At 53.7% G+C, this 15,830-nt stretch carries 14 protein-coding genes; 13 read left to right on the top strand and 1 reads right to left on the bottom strand.

What is annotated here, in order from left to right:
* The first annotated feature begins 52 nt into the window (after positions 1-52).
* The 8 genes from guaA to ACRZ91_RS02210 all read left to right on the top strand — a co-directional run bounded on the left by guaA (position 53) and on the right by ACRZ91_RS02210 (position 8,510).
* Positions 53-1,612, top strand: coding sequence for a glutamine-hydrolyzing GMP synthase (gene guaA, locus ACRZ91_RS02245; protein ID WP_480902296.1), 1,560 nt, complete (start codon positions 53-55; stop codon positions 1,610-1,612).
* 109 nt (positions 1,613-1,721) lie between these two features.
* Positions 1,722-2,627, top strand: coding sequence for a DMT family transporter (locus ACRZ91_RS02240; protein WP_480902294.1), 906 nt, complete (start codon positions 1,722-1,724; stop codon positions 2,625-2,627).
* 117 nt (positions 2,628-2,744) lie between these two features.
* Positions 2,745-3,971, top strand: a complete 1,227-nt coding sequence (locus ACRZ91_RS02235) for an OmpP1/FadL family transporter (protein WP_170469748.1) — start codon at positions 2,745-2,747, stop codon at positions 3,969-3,971.
* Positions 3,972-4,121: 150 nt separating this feature from the next.
* Positions 4,122-4,994: an ATPase gene (locus ACRZ91_RS02230; protein ID WP_480902291.1), complete on the top strand. Its 873-nt coding sequence runs from the start codon at positions 4,122-4,124 to the stop codon at positions 4,992-4,994.
* A gap of 38 nt (positions 4,995-5,032) precedes the next feature.
* On the top strand, positions 5,033-5,950 hold the full coding sequence (gene metA / locus ACRZ91_RS02225; RefSeq protein ID WP_480902288.1) for a homoserine O-acetyltransferase MetA: 918 nt from the start codon (positions 5,033-5,035) through the stop codon (positions 5,948-5,950).
* Positions 5,940-6,893, top strand: a complete 954-nt coding sequence (locus ACRZ91_RS02220) for an alpha/beta fold hydrolase (RefSeq protein WP_480902286.1) — start codon at positions 5,940-5,942, stop codon at positions 6,891-6,893. Before metA ends, ACRZ91_RS02220 begins: the two co-directional genes overlap by 11 nt.
* A gap of 49 nt (positions 6,894-6,942) precedes the next feature.
* On the top strand, positions 6,943-7,812 hold the full coding sequence (ppk2, locus tag ACRZ91_RS02215) for a polyphosphate kinase 2 (protein ID WP_480902283.1): 870 nt from the start codon (positions 6,943-6,945) through the stop codon (positions 7,810-7,812).
* An 83-nt stretch (positions 7,813-7,895) separates the two neighbouring features.
* The gene (locus ACRZ91_RS02210) at positions 7,896-8,510 is read left to right on the top strand and encodes a TetR/AcrR family transcriptional regulator (RefSeq protein WP_010439657.1); all 615 of its coding nucleotides are present in this window, start codon (positions 7,896-7,898) and stop codon (positions 8,508-8,510) included.
* Between the two features lie 24 nt (positions 8,511-8,534).
* Here the strand turns inward: ACRZ91_RS02210 and ACRZ91_RS02205 are convergent, their stop codons facing one another.
* Positions 8,535-9,752 (bottom strand): tetratricopeptide repeat protein, encoded by a 1,218-nt coding sequence (locus tag ACRZ91_RS02205; RefSeq protein ID WP_480902280.1) that lies wholly within the window; start codon positions 9,750-9,752, stop codon positions 8,535-8,537.
* A gap of 165 nt (positions 9,753-9,917) precedes the next feature.
* On the opposite strand from ACRZ91_RS02205, the gene ACRZ91_RS02200 reads away from it, so the two are divergent.
* From ACRZ91_RS02200 to ACRZ91_RS02180, 5 genes are all read left to right on the top strand, one after another.
* Positions 9,918-10,265: a hypothetical protein gene (locus ACRZ91_RS02200; RefSeq protein WP_480902277.1), complete on the top strand. Its 348-nt coding sequence runs from the start codon at positions 9,918-9,920 to the stop codon at positions 10,263-10,265.
* Between the two features lies 1 nt (position 10,266).
* A complete protein-coding gene (locus tag ACRZ91_RS02195; protein WP_480902274.1) occupies positions 10,267-11,907 on the top strand; it encodes a sulfatase-like hydrolase/transferase in 1,641 nt (546 codons plus the stop codon).
* 123 nt (positions 11,908-12,030) lie between these two features.
* Complete coding sequence (locus ACRZ91_RS02190) at positions 12,031-13,674, top strand: sulfatase-like hydrolase/transferase (protein ID WP_480902272.1); 1,644 nt, start codon at positions 12,031-12,033, stop codon at positions 13,672-13,674.
* 45 nt (positions 13,675-13,719) lie between these two features.
* The gene (locus tag ACRZ91_RS02185; RefSeq protein ID WP_480902270.1) at positions 13,720-14,964 is read left to right on the top strand and encodes a DUF3179 domain-containing (seleno)protein; all 1,245 of its coding nucleotides are present in this window, start codon (positions 13,720-13,722) and stop codon (positions 14,962-14,964) included.
* A 77-nt stretch (positions 14,965-15,041) separates the two neighbouring features.
* The gene (locus tag ACRZ91_RS02180; protein ID WP_480651042.1) at positions 15,042-15,794 is read left to right on the top strand and encodes an outer membrane protein; all 753 of its coding nucleotides are present in this window, start codon (positions 15,042-15,044) and stop codon (positions 15,792-15,794) included.
* Positions 15,795-15,830 lie beyond the last annotated feature (36 nt).

The raw sequence follows: 15,830 nt of genomic DNA, 5'->3' as shown, positions 1-15,830 counted from the left end.
AATTGACGTCATTGCGCTTGCACAAGCAAGGCTTGCGACCTAATAGCCAGTCATGACCCAAGCATCCCACGACCGCCTTCTGATCATCGACTTCGGCAGCCAGGTGACGCAGCTAATCGCCCGTCGCCTGCGCGAACTGAATGTCTATTGCGAAATTCATCCTTATCAGAACGTCACGATGGACTTTGTCCGACAGATGGCCCCCAAAGCTGTCATTTTCTCGGGCGGTCCGGACAGCGTTACACGAGAGGGTTCGCCCCGTGCGCCACAGGAAATTTTTGACTATGGCGTGCCAATCCTAGGCATCTGCTATGGCCAGCAGGTGATGATGCAGCAACTGGGCGGCCGGGTCGAAAGCGGTCACGGCACCGCCGAATTCGGGCGTGCTTTCGTGACGCCTCAGAACCAGTTGGACATTCTTGATGGCTGGTTCGCAGAGGGTGATGAGCAGGTCTGGATGAGCCACGGTGACCACGTCAGTGAAATCGCGCCGGGCTTTGAAGTCTTTGGCACCTCACCCAACGCGCCCTATGCCATAACGGCAGACCTGTCGCGTCATTTCTATGCCGTGCAATTCCACCCGGAAGTGCACCATACTCCCAAGGGTGCCAAACTATATGAGAATTTCGTCAAACTGGCAGGATTCTCGGGCGACTGGACCATGGACGCGTATCGCGAGCAAATGATCGAGAAAATCCGCGAGCAGGTCGGGGACAAAAAAGTCATTTGCGGTCTCTCAGGTGGCGTCGACAGTTCGGTCGCGGCAATCCTGATCCACGAGGCAATCGGTGATCAGTTGACTTGTGTCTTCGTTGACCATGGCCTGCTGCGCAAGAACGAAGCGACCGAGGTCGTCGGAATGTTCCGCGACAATTACAATATCCAGCTGATCCATGCTGACGAGAGCGAGTTGTTTCTGGGCGAGCTGGACGGGCAAAGCGATCCTGAAACCAAACGGAAAATCATCGGCAAACTGTTCATCGATGTTTTTCAGAAACACGCTGACACCATTGATGGTGCCGAGTTTCTGGCACAAGGCACCCTGTATCCCGATGTGATTGAATCCGTTTCGTTCTCTGGTGGTCCCTCGGTCACCATTAAATCGCACCACAATGTGGGCGGGTTGCCCGAGAAAATGGGCCTGAAGCTTGTCGAACCCCTGCGAGAACTGTTCAAGGATGAAGTTCGCGCCTTGGGTCGCGAGTTGGGTCTGCCCGACAGTTTCATCGGTCGCCACCCCTTCCCCGGCCCCGGCCTTGCAATCCGTTGCCCTGGAGAAATCACTCGTGAAAAGCTCGACATTCTGCGCGAAGCCGACGCTATCTATATCGATCAAATCCGCAAACATGGGCTATACGACGAGATCTGGCAGGCCTTTGTCGCCATTCTTCCGGTGCGAACAGTCGGCGTGATGGGTGATGGACGGACATATGATTATGCCTGCGCACTGCGCGCGGTGACATCGGTCGACGGCATGACCGCTGATTACTATCCGTTCAGTCACGAGTTCCTGGGTGAAACGGCAACACGCATCATCAACGAAGTCAAAGGCATCAACCGATGCACGTACGACATCACTTCGAAACCGCCCGGTACCATCGAGTGGGAATAAACGCTCACACGCAAAGCACAAAAATTCTGACACGGCTATTATTCGTTGCGTTGTCTCGTGAAACACCATTAAGTCGGCCTGCCATACGTCGGGACGTAAACCAAGTTTCATGAGCAGCAACTCAATGCAGATCGGCAAGGCCGCGCTCTGGATGACCGGAGCAATCGCCTCGTTTTCATCGATGGCAATTGCCGGGCGCGAACTTAGCGTAACTCATGATACTTTCGAGATTATGTTCTATCGCAGCCTCGTCGGGATCTGCATTGTCGCTTTTTTTCTGACGATATCGCGCAAATGGGATCAAGTCTCGACACGGCGATTAGATTTACATGGCGTTCGAAATGTACTGCATTTTACGGGGCAAAACCTCTGGTTCTATGCGGTGACGGTCATTCCTCTTGCGCAGGTCTTCGCGCTGGAGTTTACCCAACCGATCTGGGTGATACTCCTCTCACCATTGCTGTTGAAAGAAAGGTTGACCGCGCTTCGGTTGACCTCAGCACTAATCGGATTTGCCGGAATACTCATTGTAGCACGTCCTGGCGCGGCCTCGATCAGCCCAGGAGTGATTGCCGCAGCATTGTCCGCTTTGTTCTTTGCTCTGACGACGATATCGACGAAAACCCTTACTCGGTTCGCGAGCATCGGTTGCATCATGTTTTGGCTGACTCTGATTCAGGCGGGCCTTGGATTCATCGCATCGGCCTATGACGGACAGATCTCATTACCTAGCGTAAATACCGCGCCGTTTCTTCTGCTGGTCGGCGTAGCTGGTCTATTTGCGCATTATTGTATCACCAATGCTCTCGCGATCGCTCCAGCAACAATCGTGGTACCCTTTGATTTTGCACGCCTTCCGACCATCGCGATAGTGGGCATGATCCTTTATCATGAACCGCTGGACCAGTGGACGCTCCTGGGTGCGGCAGTCATCTTTGCGGGGATCTTCCTGAACGTCTGGTCAGAAAATCGTAACAAATCCGCAACACCCGTGCAGCGTGCGCACACCGAGTAACGTTCCGTCACCAATTGACCAAAATTTAAAGTTTAAGACAGTAAAAGCCGGTAACAAGGCCGGGTGCGTTTGATGGGATGAGCATTACAGGCCGCAGGACAGTGTAGGGAGAAGTATATGAAACGATCGTTGTTTCACGCATGCGCGTTGTGCATCGGGGCAACCAGTGTGCAGGCAGGTGGCCTAGATCGTAGCGGTCAGGGCGTTAACATTCTGTTTGAAGAAGGATCTGCCGTTCAGTTTCGACTGGGCTATACCAAGCCTGATGTCAGTGGCTCAATGGAAGACCAGATCCCAGGCAGCCCTACATTTGGTCAACAAGTCGACTCTGGCAATGTCTCGAACAGCTTCTTCACGCCACATCTGGCCTACAAGACTTCGTTAACCGAGAAACTCGACTTCGCTTTGGTCTATGATCAGCCCTTCGGTGCAGATATCGACTATTCGGCGGATTATCCGCTATCCCAGAACGTATTGGCGCTTGCGGGTCTTCCCGGAACCACCACCGACGTTCTTCGCGCCGAGGCTGATACAGACGCGATTACAGCGCTGCTGCGTTACAAATTGGACAATGGTTTTAGCGTAATTGGTGGCGTGAGGGCACAGCGCCTGAAAGCAAGCGTTTCAGTACCAATCGCTGGCGCAGGTGCCACGCCCACAGCTGGTGCATACCGTGTTGAAACAGACGCAGAGATTGACTTTGGATATGTTGTTGGCGTCGCTTGGGAGCGTCCGGATATCGCCGCGCGCGTAGCTCTGACTTACAACTCGAAGATTACTCACGATCTTTCACAGACTGAATCGAACGACGTAATAAATGGGTTCATCTTTCCGCCGGGCATCCCAACTGTAGGTCGTGTAAGCGCTGACTCATCGACCGAGGTTATAACACCTCAATCCGTCAATCTGGACTTCCAGACAGGTGTCGCGCCTAGAACATTGCTGTTCGGCTCGGTGCGCTGGGTTGACTGGCCACAAACCGTTTACGCACCGCCCGTCTATACCGGCCTGACAGGTATAAACCTCGTCGACTATGAAGAAGCAACTTGGACTTATTCGCTTGGTCTGGGCTACCAATTCACCGACGAATTCTCGGGCGCCGTAACTCTCGGCTACGAAAGTTCGCAAGGGAACTCGGTTTCCAACCTCGGCCCGACAGATGGTTTCTGGAGCATAGGTCTGGGTGGCACCTATTCGCTTGAGAAAGCCAAAATCTCCGGCGGCGTGCGCTATACCGACATCGGTGATGCCACGGCAAACGGTACGGGTCCCGACAACCGCGCCACTTTCACCGGCAACAGTGCATGGAGCGTTGGCATTCAGGTGACTTACGCCCTGGATTGATCCCAGCGGCAGCAAACACATCGGAAAGCCCCGCCTTGGTATGGTGGGGCTTTTCCAATTACACGCCTTCTTTTCATTGCGGAACACAGCAGCACAATTGACGCCGCGATCAGCCCGATTTAGCTAATGCAAAACAAGGGATGGTGGCGCATGATCTACAACTCGGCAAAGGACTGGCGCGACGCCGCGCGAAAGAAAGTACTGTTCTTCGGTATGTCCGGGTTGGGGAAATCCTATGTCTCGAACACTCTTCGGGATGCGGGTGATTGGTTCCACTACTCGATCGATTACCGGATCGGGACACGCTACATGGGCGAATACATCGCCGACAACGCCAAGGCCGAAGCGATGAAAGTGCCCTTTCTGCGCGAGCTTCTGCTATCGGATTCGATCTATATCGGATCGAACATCACGTTCGAAAACCTGACCCCCGTCTCCGCCTATCTGGGCAAACCCGGCAATCCCGCGCTTGGTGGACTTGAAATCTCGGAATACTGGATTCGCCAGGAACAGTTCCGGTTAGCAGAGATTCACGCCCTGTTGGATACCAAGTATTTTATCGACCGAGCCGAGCGCCTGTACAGCTATCCGCATTTTATCTGCGATACCGGTGGTTCTATCTGCGAGTGGGTCGAGCCCGAAGATCCGAACGACCAGGTCCTGTCCGAACTGTCGCGTCAGACGCTGATGATCTGGATCAAGGGCGACGAGGCCCATACTGAGGAATTGGTAAAACGCTTCGACAAGGCCCCAAAGCCCATGTCTTACCAAGCCGAGTTCCTGCAGCGGGTCTGGGATGAATACCTTGCACTTAACAACTGCCAAGCTTCCGCGGTCGATCCGGACGCGTTCATACGCTGGACCTATGCGCAAGCGCTGGCGCACCGACAACCGAGATATGAAGCGATGGCACGAAACTGGGGCGTCACAATCGCCGCCGACGATATCGCCAAGGTCCGCGACAGCAGTGATTTCGATGAGTTGATCGAACGCACCCTTGAGGCCCGCGCCAACCCCGCATAAGTTCCAGACTTCTTTCGCAGTTTCAACAGCGTGACCAAATGCCGATTAAAATTCCTTCCGACCTGCCCGCCTTTGACGTCCTGACCAATGAGGGTGTCATGGTCATGGCCGAAGATCAGGCCGCACGGCAGGATATTCGCCCCTTGCGGATCGGCCTGTTGAATCTGATGCCCAAGAAAATTCAGACCGAAAACCAGTTTGCGCGTCTGATCGGGGCGACACCTTTGCAGATCGAACTTTCGCTGATCCGTATGACCGAGCATCAGACCAAAAACACCGCTGCCGAGCATATGGCCGAATTCTACCATCCTTTTCAGGAGGTAAAGGACCAGAAATTTGATGGGTTGATCATTACGGGTGCCCCAATCGAGCACCTTGATTTCGCTGATGTCACCTATTGGGACGAAATCCGTGAAGTGTTCGAGTGGACGCAATCCAATGTGCATTCCACCTTCGGCGTCTGTTGGGGTGGCATGGCCATGATCAACCATTTTCACGATGTCAAAAAACATATGCTGAATGCAAAGGCCTTCGGGTGTTTCCGGCATCGAAATCTTGCGCCAGCATCGCCATTTTTACGTGGTTTTTCTGACGATTGCGTGATCCCTGTAAGCCGCTGGACCGAGATGCGGCAGTATGAAATCGACGCGGTACCTGATCTGATCACACTGCTTGGCAGCGATGATGTGGGCCCCTGCCTGATCGAAGATCCAGCACATCGGGCGCTCTATATCTTCAATCATTTCGAGTATGACAGCGACACTCTTAAGCAGGAATATGACCGGGACGTTGCCAACGGTACACCGATCAATGTCCCAATAAATTACTATCCAGACGATGATCCAAGCCAGCATCCGCAGAACCGCTGGCGCAGTCACGCACATCTGCTTTATGGCAACTGGATCAATTCCATCTATCAGACAACCCCCTTTGATTTGGAAAAAATTGGCCAGTAAACTCTTGATAACAATTGGCATTGCGCTAGCAGCCGTTGCCATAGTCACTGCCTGGCGTGGAACGCAACGCGAAGGCAGTGCCGAAGCTTCGTTTCCTCCTGAAGGTCAGATCCTGGATGTCGATGGTATCTCTGTACATGCCGTCGTCATGGGCGAAGGTCCAGATGTCGTGCTGATCCACGGTTCCAGCGGGAATACGCGCGACATGACATTTGCGTTGGCACCGATCTTAGCAGAAAGCTATCGGGTCATCGTATTCGATCGCCCTGGGCTAGGTTATTCTGAAAGCTTTAACCCAGACGGAGAAACCATTGTTGAACAAGCAGAAATCCTACAGAAAGCTGCCTCAGAACTTGGTGCTGAAAAACCCGTTGTTGCTGGGCAAAGCTATGGCGGGTCAGTCGCACTTGCCTGGGCAGTCACACGACCTGACAATATCGCCGCTCTCGTTTTGATCGCTCCTGCAGCTACCCCCTGGGAGACGCCATTGGACGCATTCAACACAATGGGCGCAACAACCATCGGCAACGCACTTGGCCTGCCGTTGGTCAGCGCCTTCGTTCCTGACTGGTTCGTTTCGAAAGCACTGGATCAGGTTTTTGCGCCGCAAGTAGCCCCCGAAGGTTATGCGGAACATTTCGGCCCCGGTCTGACCATGCGCCGCGCATCGATGCATGCAAATGCCAAACAGCGAGCAAATCTGCTGGACGAAATCACCGAACTTCAACCCCGCTATAACGAGATTACGGTTCCAACTGAAATAGTCCACGGCACCGCCGATACGACCGTTGGGCTGGATTGGCATTCTGAGCGCCTGATAGAGCAAATACCAGGTGCGGAGCTGGTCGAACTGGACGGTGTCGGTCACATGCCTCAGGTAGTTGCCGCACCGGAGGTCGCAGCCGCAATCGACCGTGCCGCCGCACGTGCGGGTTTGCGTTAACCCCATCCGTAATCCATAGTAAGTTATGGATTTTATGGCGAGGCCGCACATGACCAAATCAGAACATGGCGCTATCGAGAGCTATTTTCGCAATGACGCGCCCAAAACTGTTCAATCGGTCATTGAGCAGGCCCAAAAAGGGGAAATTCTGAACCCGACCTACCCTTACCCGAAAAAGATGAAGGGCAAGGAATATGACCAACAGATGCAGGGTTTGCAGATCGAGCTGGTCAAGATGCAGCGGTGGGTCAAGAACACTGATCAGCGCGTCGCCATCGTGTTCGAAGGACGCGATGCAGCGGGGAAAGGTGGGACAATCAAAAGGTTCCGCGAAAACCTTAATCCACGGGGCGCGCGCAATGTTGCACTTAGCAAACCATCAGATGCTGAACGCAGCCAGTGGTATTTTCAACGCTATATTTCACACCTGCCCTCTGCCGGAGAAATCGTGTTCTTTGATCGCAGCTGGTATAACCGGGGCGTCGTTGAAAACGTCTTTGGTTTTTGCACAACAGATGAGCGTGAGCGGTTCTTCAGACAGGTTCTGCCTCTGGAAATGGGGTTCAAGAATGACGGGATCCACATGTTCAAGTTCTGGCTGAATGTAGGTCGCTCAGAACAGCTAAACCGCTTTCTTGTCCGCGAAACCGACCCTTTGAAGCAATGGAAACTCAGCCCAATCGACATAGCTGGTCTGCACAAGTGGAACGAATACAGCCAATCAATTTCCGAAACGCTGACCCGCAGCCATTCCGAAGATTGTCCTTGGACGATCATTCGGTCCGATGACAAAAAACGCGCTCGGCTGGCCGCCATTCGCACAGTGCTTAGCGGGCTGGATTATGATGGCAAAGATGCCGACGTGGTTGGCGAGCCAGACAAAAAGATCAGTGGTGGACCGGAAATCTGGGATGCCTGAACTTGGTATGGGGCAATACACGAACTGCGCTGGATTAGGTCATGACCTGTGCGTATATACCCGTATAAGCACTTGAGGACGGGATGACAAAGCGCGGATACCACCACGGAAATCTGAAGCAGGCCCTGATCGAGGCCGCCCTGTCTCTGATTGAACAAAAAGGTCCGACCGGATTTACACTGTCCGAGGCCGCCAAGACGGCTGGGGTGACGCCCGCAGCGGTCTATCGACATTACGAAGGGCGCGAAGATCTGATTGCTGAGGCCGCGCGACAAGGCTTTGAGATGTTCGCTGACCTGATGCAATTCGCCTATGACAAGGGGCAACCGTCGGCACTGGCAGCATTTGAAGCCACTGGGCGCGCCTATCTAGCCTTTGCACGCAAGCACCCAGGCCACTACATCGCGATGTTCGAAAGCGGTATATCCCTAAACCGAACGCCCGAATTGGCCCTCGCCGCCAATCGCGCAAAGAATGTGCTGGAAAAAGCTGCTGGCGATTTGTCTCAACACATACCGCCAGAGAAAAGACCCCCTGCGTCAATGTTCAGTGCTCACATTTGGGCGATGAGTCACGGTGTCGTTGAACTTTATGCACGCAATACCGGTGCAAGCTCTCCCTTCCCTCCTGAAGACCTGCTCGAAAGTGGGATCGGTATCTACTTACGCGGTTTGGGGCTGGTCGCGCAGGACGAATGACAAAACTTCCAATTCCAGAGCAGGTCAGTCTGCTGTAAGAGGCGCATGGTTCCGCTCCATAACTACTCCAGCGGCTTTCATCGCTTCGACAAGTGCGTCGACCGGTTGTGACTGTTGGAAAACCCGCCGCTTTAAGGCTTCCAGTGGAAAATCGGGCCAGGTCTTTTGGTAAACACTTGCGAGCCGACGCGCTTCGGTCTGCTCTCCGTTGTTCCAGCGCGCCGCCATCAAATATGCCGCAGAAATTGGGCCGAAGGGGCCACCACGTGCGATAGTTTCTTCGTAGGTTCGGATCGCGGTTGCAAAATCACCAGAATGAAATTGAGCTGACCCGAGCACGTTCCCGAACACAAGCCCACCACTGCTTTCTGCCAGTTTCTTATATCGCTCTGATTGCGAAATAATATACGTGAAGTTCATAGTATAAAGCGAGATTAGCGCATCAAATTCAGCTATATGTGGATCACTTGGTGCAAGATCGACCGCCCTGCGGGACAACGCCGTAGCCTTTTCATAATTCCCCAATCCAAACTCCAGCCAGGCGCGCGATGAAAGTGCCCATGCCGCATCCGGTTCGATCTCTAGCGCATGAGCACTGTTTTCGTCTGCCACAGCAAGCATATCACTGGCTGCAGGATCGGAAGACTGAAGAATTGCAAGCATGGTTTCGACCTGAGCGGCCCCCGCGTATCCGCAGAAATAAAGCGGATCACGCTCAATCGCAGTTTCAAAGATCAACAACGCGGGTTTCAGGCGCGGCAAGTTTACAACAGGAAACATCACATCCTGTCCGGCACTACACAGGTTCATCGCTTCGACCCGCGCCGGAGACACGTCATAGATCGTGGTCTGCTCGGCCTGCCCATCGCTTGATGACCATTGCTTTGTAAGGATGGTGGCACCGACACCACCCAACGCAACAAGGATGATGGCAATCGCCGACATCACACTTGTACGCCACAGATTTGTTAACTTTCGGTACTGGCCCGTGCCCGGTCTGAACTCAGGTGCGTAACGACCAACGGGCAGCGATATCATGATCGGATCAGACGCGCCGGCTCCACCGTAATAGGCCTTCAACTTTCGTCGCACCCGACCTGCATCTACCCGCACAACGCCTTCGCGTTTTGTCAGCTCGTCAGCGCCGTAGCCATAAACATCCATCGCGATCGTTTTTGCGCGAATTTCATCGGTCCGTCCGGCAAGAGCCTCGTCGACGACATAGGTCAAGAAAGACCGCATCCGGGCCGATCCCTTGAATCCTGCCGAGTCTAAAACACGTTCTAGCGCAGAACGTACATCTTCAGAAGAGAAGTTACGCCTGTTGTCGTGTTGCTTTCCATCCCCCGTGCCGGTCAAGAACTATCCTTTCATGATAAGAACTTGTAGCTACCTTGCTACCGTAGCATGCGGCTTATTACGTTCAAGAAAATTCCTGCTGAGCGCATGCTGACCGAGCAACCAGCTTCGAAAGTGCTGCCGATGGTCGAGAGTGATTTCATTGCGGAACAGTTCCCTGAACACGCTGATCTTCTGCAAAGTTTACGCACCGAGGACAGTGAATTTGACCGGATATGTCTGGATTACCAAGAGATCTTTACTGAAATCGCTCTTTTGCAGCACTCAAACACGCCTCAGCAATCTCGGTTCCTAGCCGATTTGGCCGAAACCCTCGCCGATCTTCGCTGCAGTATCGAAACCAGAATAGTTGAAGCTCAAAAAATGCCTCAGAATTGTGGCAAACCCGGAGATTAAAATGAAACTAATATGCATCCTGTCTTCGTTAACTCTGACCACCGGAGCGGCATTTGCCCAGCAGTCTCCTATCATTCACGACGGCGAGTTCAACTATCTGCGCGTTCAATTCGGCGATGCGTGGGACGCACAGGATGCCGAGATCGACGCAAAGTTAGCCGAAATTCGTGAGGCGAATGGCGGTAATCCACCCAATTTTCTGTACATTCTGATCGATGACATCAGTTTTGGTCAGATGGGTGACCGCAAGATGAATTACGTGATGGGCATCGAGACACCCAGTATCAACCAGTTCGCCACCGAAGGCCTATCGCTGATGCGCATGTATACCGAGCCATCCTGCACACCGACGCGGACTGCCATGCTTACAGGTCGCCACCCTGTCCGCGCCGGGGTAACAGAAGTCAAAGTTGCGTTGGTGGGCGAAGGCCTGCCTGCTAGTGAAGTAACCCTGCCCGAGATATTGAAGGAAGTTGGCTACAAAACCGTACATGTCGGCAAATGGCATCAAGGTGATATCGAACAAGCCTACCCGCACAATCAGGGCTTCGACTGGGCAGCGTTTCCCCTACATCAACAGGTTCAACTAAGCCTCATGACCCCCGAGGCGATGCGTGCGAACAATATGCTTGGATATGTGCCTGAGGGGCAGAACAATCAGTTTCTTCTGGACGAACGTTTCAAGCCATACGGGTTGGTAACCGGTGTCGAGGCCGAAGCAGGCGGTACTGCCCGTGAGGTGGACATGTCACCGGGCGAGGTTTGGACCCAAGCCAAATACGAAGAGATGAACGAACGTTATCAACGTCAGGCCCTTGAGCAGCTAGAACGTGCTGCAGCCGAAGAAGAACCGTTTTTTCTGCAATATTGGCCTCTCTACCCCCTTAATTTCGTCTATGCGGATAAGGCCCTCTCTCGCAATGGTGGCTTTCACGCCGACAAACTGCAGCTGTTGGATGGATGGATTGGTGATCTTCTAACCAAGCTTGAAGAGACCGGAGAAGCCGACAATACGATTGTGGTACTGATGGCCGACAATGGGCTGATGTACCACTACGAGGGGACCTCGGGCCTTAATCAGCTGATCTATCGCGGTGGTAAGACCCAGCATCTAGAAGGCGGCGTACGCACGGACGCGTTCATACGTTGGCCCGGCGTGATCGAAGCGGACAGCGCAGCCGGTGATATCTTTCACGTGTCGGACATCTACACCACCATGGCGCGGATTGCAGGTGCGACTGATCATATCCCACGTGACCGCATCATCGACGGGATCGATCAGACGGCGCTGTTGCTGAATGGTGAAGGTCATGGTCGACGCGACTATGTGTATGTCTACGAAGGCCCTGTTTTGCGCTCAGTGGTTAAGCAGGAGTTCAAGATGCACCTGCCCGCGCCCGGCCAACCCGGTGCGGCAGCCCCGACCTTCAACATCTATCGCGATCCACGTGAACTGCACCCGTTGGTTGGGTACTCGCTGTGGGCCGGAGCTTCGTTTCAGGACATGATCAAACGCCATCAAAAAATGATCGCCAAACATCCGCATTCCGAGATCGGGCGCGGCATCCCCTATGAGGGCATCGACAACCTGCGCCCGGAATCAGAATTGACCCGTGATGTGTTCATGGGTTGGCAAAATTGAAATCTACAGAAATTGTTGTTTACATATGATAATGTTTAAATGTGAAGGCAGCTGCAAAAGCGTTTGCCTTCCACCAAGCAGATGACCGGGGAATATGGGATGAAGATTTCAGGGGTATTGGCTATGTCTGTTAGTTTTGCAGCGCAGACCGCACTGGCACAAGACAAGACAATCCAACACGACGCCGAGTTTTACATTCTGCAAGCACAACACGCAGAACAATGGGCACAGGATGATACCGCTGTTGATGAAGCTCTGGCCGCTTTTCGCGACAGCAACAATGGGCAGCCCCCGAACATAATCAGCGTTCTGATCGACGATATGGGCTTCGGCGACATGGGAATTCCCGAGCTCAACGCGGTGCGAGGTTATGAGACGCCGAATATCAACGACTTTTCAGATCAGGCGATGCGAATGGTGCGTATGTATACCGAACCTTCGTGCACGCCGACCCGCGTGGCGCAGATGACCGGGCGGTTGCCCGTGCGCATGGGTATGGGCGATACAACGGTGGACATTGCCGGGTTTGGCTTGCCGGAAAACGAAGTCACCCTGGCCGAGATTCTGAAGCAGGCGGGTTACGCGACCAGCCATGTCGGCAAATGGCACATGGGTGATATCGCCGAAAGTTGGGCGATGAATCAGGGATTTGACTATGCCCAGCACGCCATCCACCAACAAGGCCAGCTGACAATCTTCAATGATGATGCGATCAAAGAACAGGTCTCGGTCGCAATCCGGGACTATGACGACAAATACACGCTAGACGGCTGGTTCCGGCCGGACTCGGCCGCGATGATGACGGTCATCGAAGGGGAAACCGGCGGGCCTATCCGCGAAATTCGTATGGAAACCGGAGAGCGCTGGAACGCTGCAAAATACGATGAGATGAACCAGGCATTTCAAGACAAGACGATGGAAGAACTGGATCGCCTCGCAAGTGGGGAAGACCCGTTTTTCCTGCAATACTGGCCGATGATCCCGCTGGACAACACCCGGGCCGGGCGATCAGGACCAGAGAGCGTGAATGGTGGTCTGTATGTCGACAAGATGCAGTTACTGGATCAGTGGCTGGGCGACTTGTTTGCGCGCATCGAAGAACTGGGCTTAACGGAAAACACCGTGGTTGTGGTCATGGGGGATAACGGCCACTTCACCAAATACGCGCCGCAATCCGGGTTCACCCCGCTGATCTATGCGGGCGGCAAAGGCGATACGACCGAGGGCGGTATCCGAGTCGACGCCTTCATCCGCTGGCCCGGCATGATCGAGGCTGACGGGTTGCTCAACAGCATCATCCATGTCTCGGACCTCTATACAACGCTGTCGCGCTTTGCCGGGGCAGATCAGTATATTCCGCGGGATCGTCTGGTGGATGGCGTGGACCAATCTGCCGCCCTGTTGTTTGCTGACGAATCCAAGGCCCGACGCGATCACGTCATCGTCTATTCCGTGAACAAACCTGAGGCGATCGTGAAGGACCAGCTTAAGCTGAAACTGCCGGGACCTGGCGAAAGCGCTATTTTGGCAAAGTTCTTTGATCTCTACCGGGACACGCGCGAGGAATATTCAGTCTCAACCGAGGTTGGCGCCTGGGGAGGGCAGGAATTCGCACGCATTCTTGGCCGACATATGGCCCGCAAAGAGAAATTTCCCGACACCGCGCCAGCGTATGGTGTGCCATATGAAGGGATCGAGAACATCCGCCCGGAAACCCAGCAAGCGGTCGAGGCTTTCCTGATCAAACGCCAATCCGCTCAGCAATAACACCGTGCAACGGAAATCACGCGCTCAAGACTATAGGATCATGACATGATTGGACTACTTCTTTTTGCACTGGGTTTGATCGGATCACTCGGGATCGGGTTCATCTATTTCCGAGACCTTGGCGATGTGTCCCAGATGCTGCTGAAAGTGAAGCGCGAGAATATGGTGCGCTTCATCCGTCATGAATATCGCCTGATCGCTATTGGGTTGGGTGCATTTGCTGTCGCAACACTTGTACATTTCATACTTGGTGCAGGTCCGTTCTGGCTGTGGCTGGTGTCGGCAGTGCTGGTCCTTTTCTTCTATGGATTCCCCTACGTCTGGGTTCATCTGGGACTGAGAAACCAACTAAATACCGCGCAGTACTTCCCCATTGACGAGGCCCGTAAATACGTGGGGCCGACCGCGCCCGTGATGGTGATCGACAACAACGGCCACGCTCGTGCACACCCCGACGCGCAGATCATGCGACCGCATCTTGCCGGTAATGAAAAAGGGCTTGGTGGAGAGGACGTCGTCATGACGTATTGTGCCATGGCCAATCTCGGTCAGGGGTACACTCCAAGAATAGAGGGTAAGCGCCTGAATCTCGAGGTTCTCGCCCAGCACGGCAATAACCTGATCCTGCGCGACAACGAAAGCGGCGAGCCGATTCAGCAGATATATGGCTTTCGTGAAGCGGACCAGAACCCAAACACAGATGGCCTCGCATGCCCTCTCCGGCCCGAGGCCCAGATGAAGCCGTGGCCTACCTACCGGATGACATTTCGTGGCTTTCAGAAAGCCTACCCGGATGGAGAGGTTTTCCTGAATGAACCTTCCCCAAACCCATTGCTGCGCCTGCTTGATATGATGACCGAAATCACCTTTGGGTGGGGGATTGGCCGTCAACATCAGGAAGACGCTCCGGTGATGGACAACATGGATCGTTCAGACGACCGGTTGCCGAATAAAACCTATGTCTGGGGGATTACCATTGGGCAGGATGCCACCTGCTGGACCGATGATTTCGTCGTCGACAACGATTGGATCGTTAACGCAACAGTCGGAGGTCGGGATGTCGTCGTCAGCCTTGATCCGAAATATGAAAGTTTAGGCGTCTGGTACAATGACAGCGGGCAACCCGTGACCAAATGCGACTTTTGGGGAATGTCTGATCAAGGGCAACTACAGCGGGTCGAAACTCTACGTGCAGGCATGTTCTGGCATGTCTGGTCCGAGTTCTTTCCCAGCACTGATATCAATCGTGTTGGCGTTGGTTCTGGCAAAACCGAGGATGAAGCAGCCTGACCGCAAGTCAAAACTGCGCGGATTTTCGCTGCACAGTAACGAAAATTGGAAACAAGATCTTTGATGGGAGAGCAATAATGGGTGCGACACGAAATTGGAGAGGACCACTCCTTGGAATCTCATTGGCGGGCGCAATGGCGTCAATGGCCTCGGCCCAACAGTCCGACTGGTCATACGAGGCCTCAATCTACCTGTTCATGCCGGAAACAGAAACGTCGCTGGATACCCCGCTGGGCACATTAGATGGCACGCTAAGCTTTTCCGACGCGTTGGAGAATTTGGACTTTGCCTTTATGGCTGCATTCGGAGCGACCAATGGGCGTTGGTCATTCCTGGCAGACTACAATTATACAAATCTGTCTTTCAGCAGCGACACACCTGGCCCGGCGAGCTCGGGCTTGGACACCTCTTTCACCACTCAGTTTCTGAGCGGATATGCAGGATATCGGGTCTATGACGATCAAGACGCATATGTTGATATCGTCGGCGGCTTTAGGTGGTTTAGCACCGAAACTGAATTCGACCTGCAACCCGGTGCTGCCCCTGGGCGCCGAACAACGGTCGATGCAAGCTGGACTGATCCTGTGATTGGTGCCCGCGCACGTGTCAGGTTCTCTGACAAATGGTCTGGTACCGGGTTTATTGATTATGGCGGTTTCCGGAGCGGGAGCGAAACATGGCAAGTTCTTCTAACTGCCGACTACGCAATCAATGACCGTTGGCTGATCCGGGGTGGGTATCGCTATATCTCATTTGACCACGACATCGATGGTAACGACTTTAAGTTTGATCAATCCGGTCCGCTGTTGGGTGCTACCTACCGTTTTTGATCTGCGATAGGCAGTTTGCATTGGCTCAACCAACAA

It is taken from the genome of Ruegeria sp. O11, assembly GCF_056535285.1.
This window is presented reverse-complemented; position numbering and strand designations above follow the sequence as displayed.

What these genes read in the sequence shown, in the direction of transcription:
- guaA (WP_480902296.1), top strand. Translation starts at nt 53, where the DNA reads ATGACCCAAGCATCCCACGACCGCCTTCTGATCATCGACTTCGGCAGC.
- ACRZ91_RS02230 (WP_480902291.1), top strand. Translation starts at nt 4,122, where the DNA reads ATGATCTACAACTCGGCAAAGGACTGGCGCGACGCCGCGCGAAAGAAA.
- ppk2 (WP_480902283.1), top strand. Translation starts at nt 6,943, where the DNA reads ATGACCAAATCAGAACATGGCGCTATCGAGAGCTATTTTCGCAATGAC.
- metA (WP_480902288.1), top strand. Translation starts at nt 5,033, where the DNA reads ATGCCGATTAAAATTCCTTCCGACCTGCCCGCCTTTGACGTCCTGACC.
- ACRZ91_RS02180 (WP_480651042.1), top strand. Translation starts at nt 15,042, where the DNA reads ATGGGTGCGACACGAAATTGGAGAGGACCACTCCTTGGAATCTCATTG.
- ACRZ91_RS02240 (WP_480902294.1), top strand. Translation starts at nt 1,722, where the DNA reads ATGAGCAGCAACTCAATGCAGATCGGCAAGGCCGCGCTCTGGATGACC.
- ACRZ91_RS02200 (WP_480902277.1), top strand. Translation starts at nt 9,918, where the DNA reads ATGCGGCTTATTACGTTCAAGAAAATTCCTGCTGAGCGCATGCTGACC.
- ACRZ91_RS02210 (WP_010439657.1), top strand. Translation starts at nt 7,896, where the DNA reads ATGACAAAGCGCGGATACCACCACGGAAATCTGAAGCAGGCCCTGATC.
- ACRZ91_RS02185 (WP_480902270.1), top strand. Translation starts at nt 13,720, where the DNA reads ATGATTGGACTACTTCTTTTTGCACTGGGTTTGATCGGATCACTCGGG.
- ACRZ91_RS02205 (WP_480902280.1), bottom strand. Translation starts at nt 9,752, where the DNA reads ATGCGGTCTTTCTTGACCTATGTCGTCGACGAGGCTCTTGCCGGACGG.
- ACRZ91_RS02235 (WP_170469748.1), top strand. Translation starts at nt 2,745, where the DNA reads ATGAAACGATCGTTGTTTCACGCATGCGCGTTGTGCATCGGGGCAACC.
- ACRZ91_RS02190 (WP_480902272.1), top strand. Translation starts at nt 12,031, where the DNA reads ATGTCTGTTAGTTTTGCAGCGCAGACCGCACTGGCACAAGACAAGACA.
- ACRZ91_RS02195 (WP_480902274.1), top strand. Translation starts at nt 10,267, where the DNA reads ATGAAACTAATATGCATCCTGTCTTCGTTAACTCTGACCACCGGAGCG.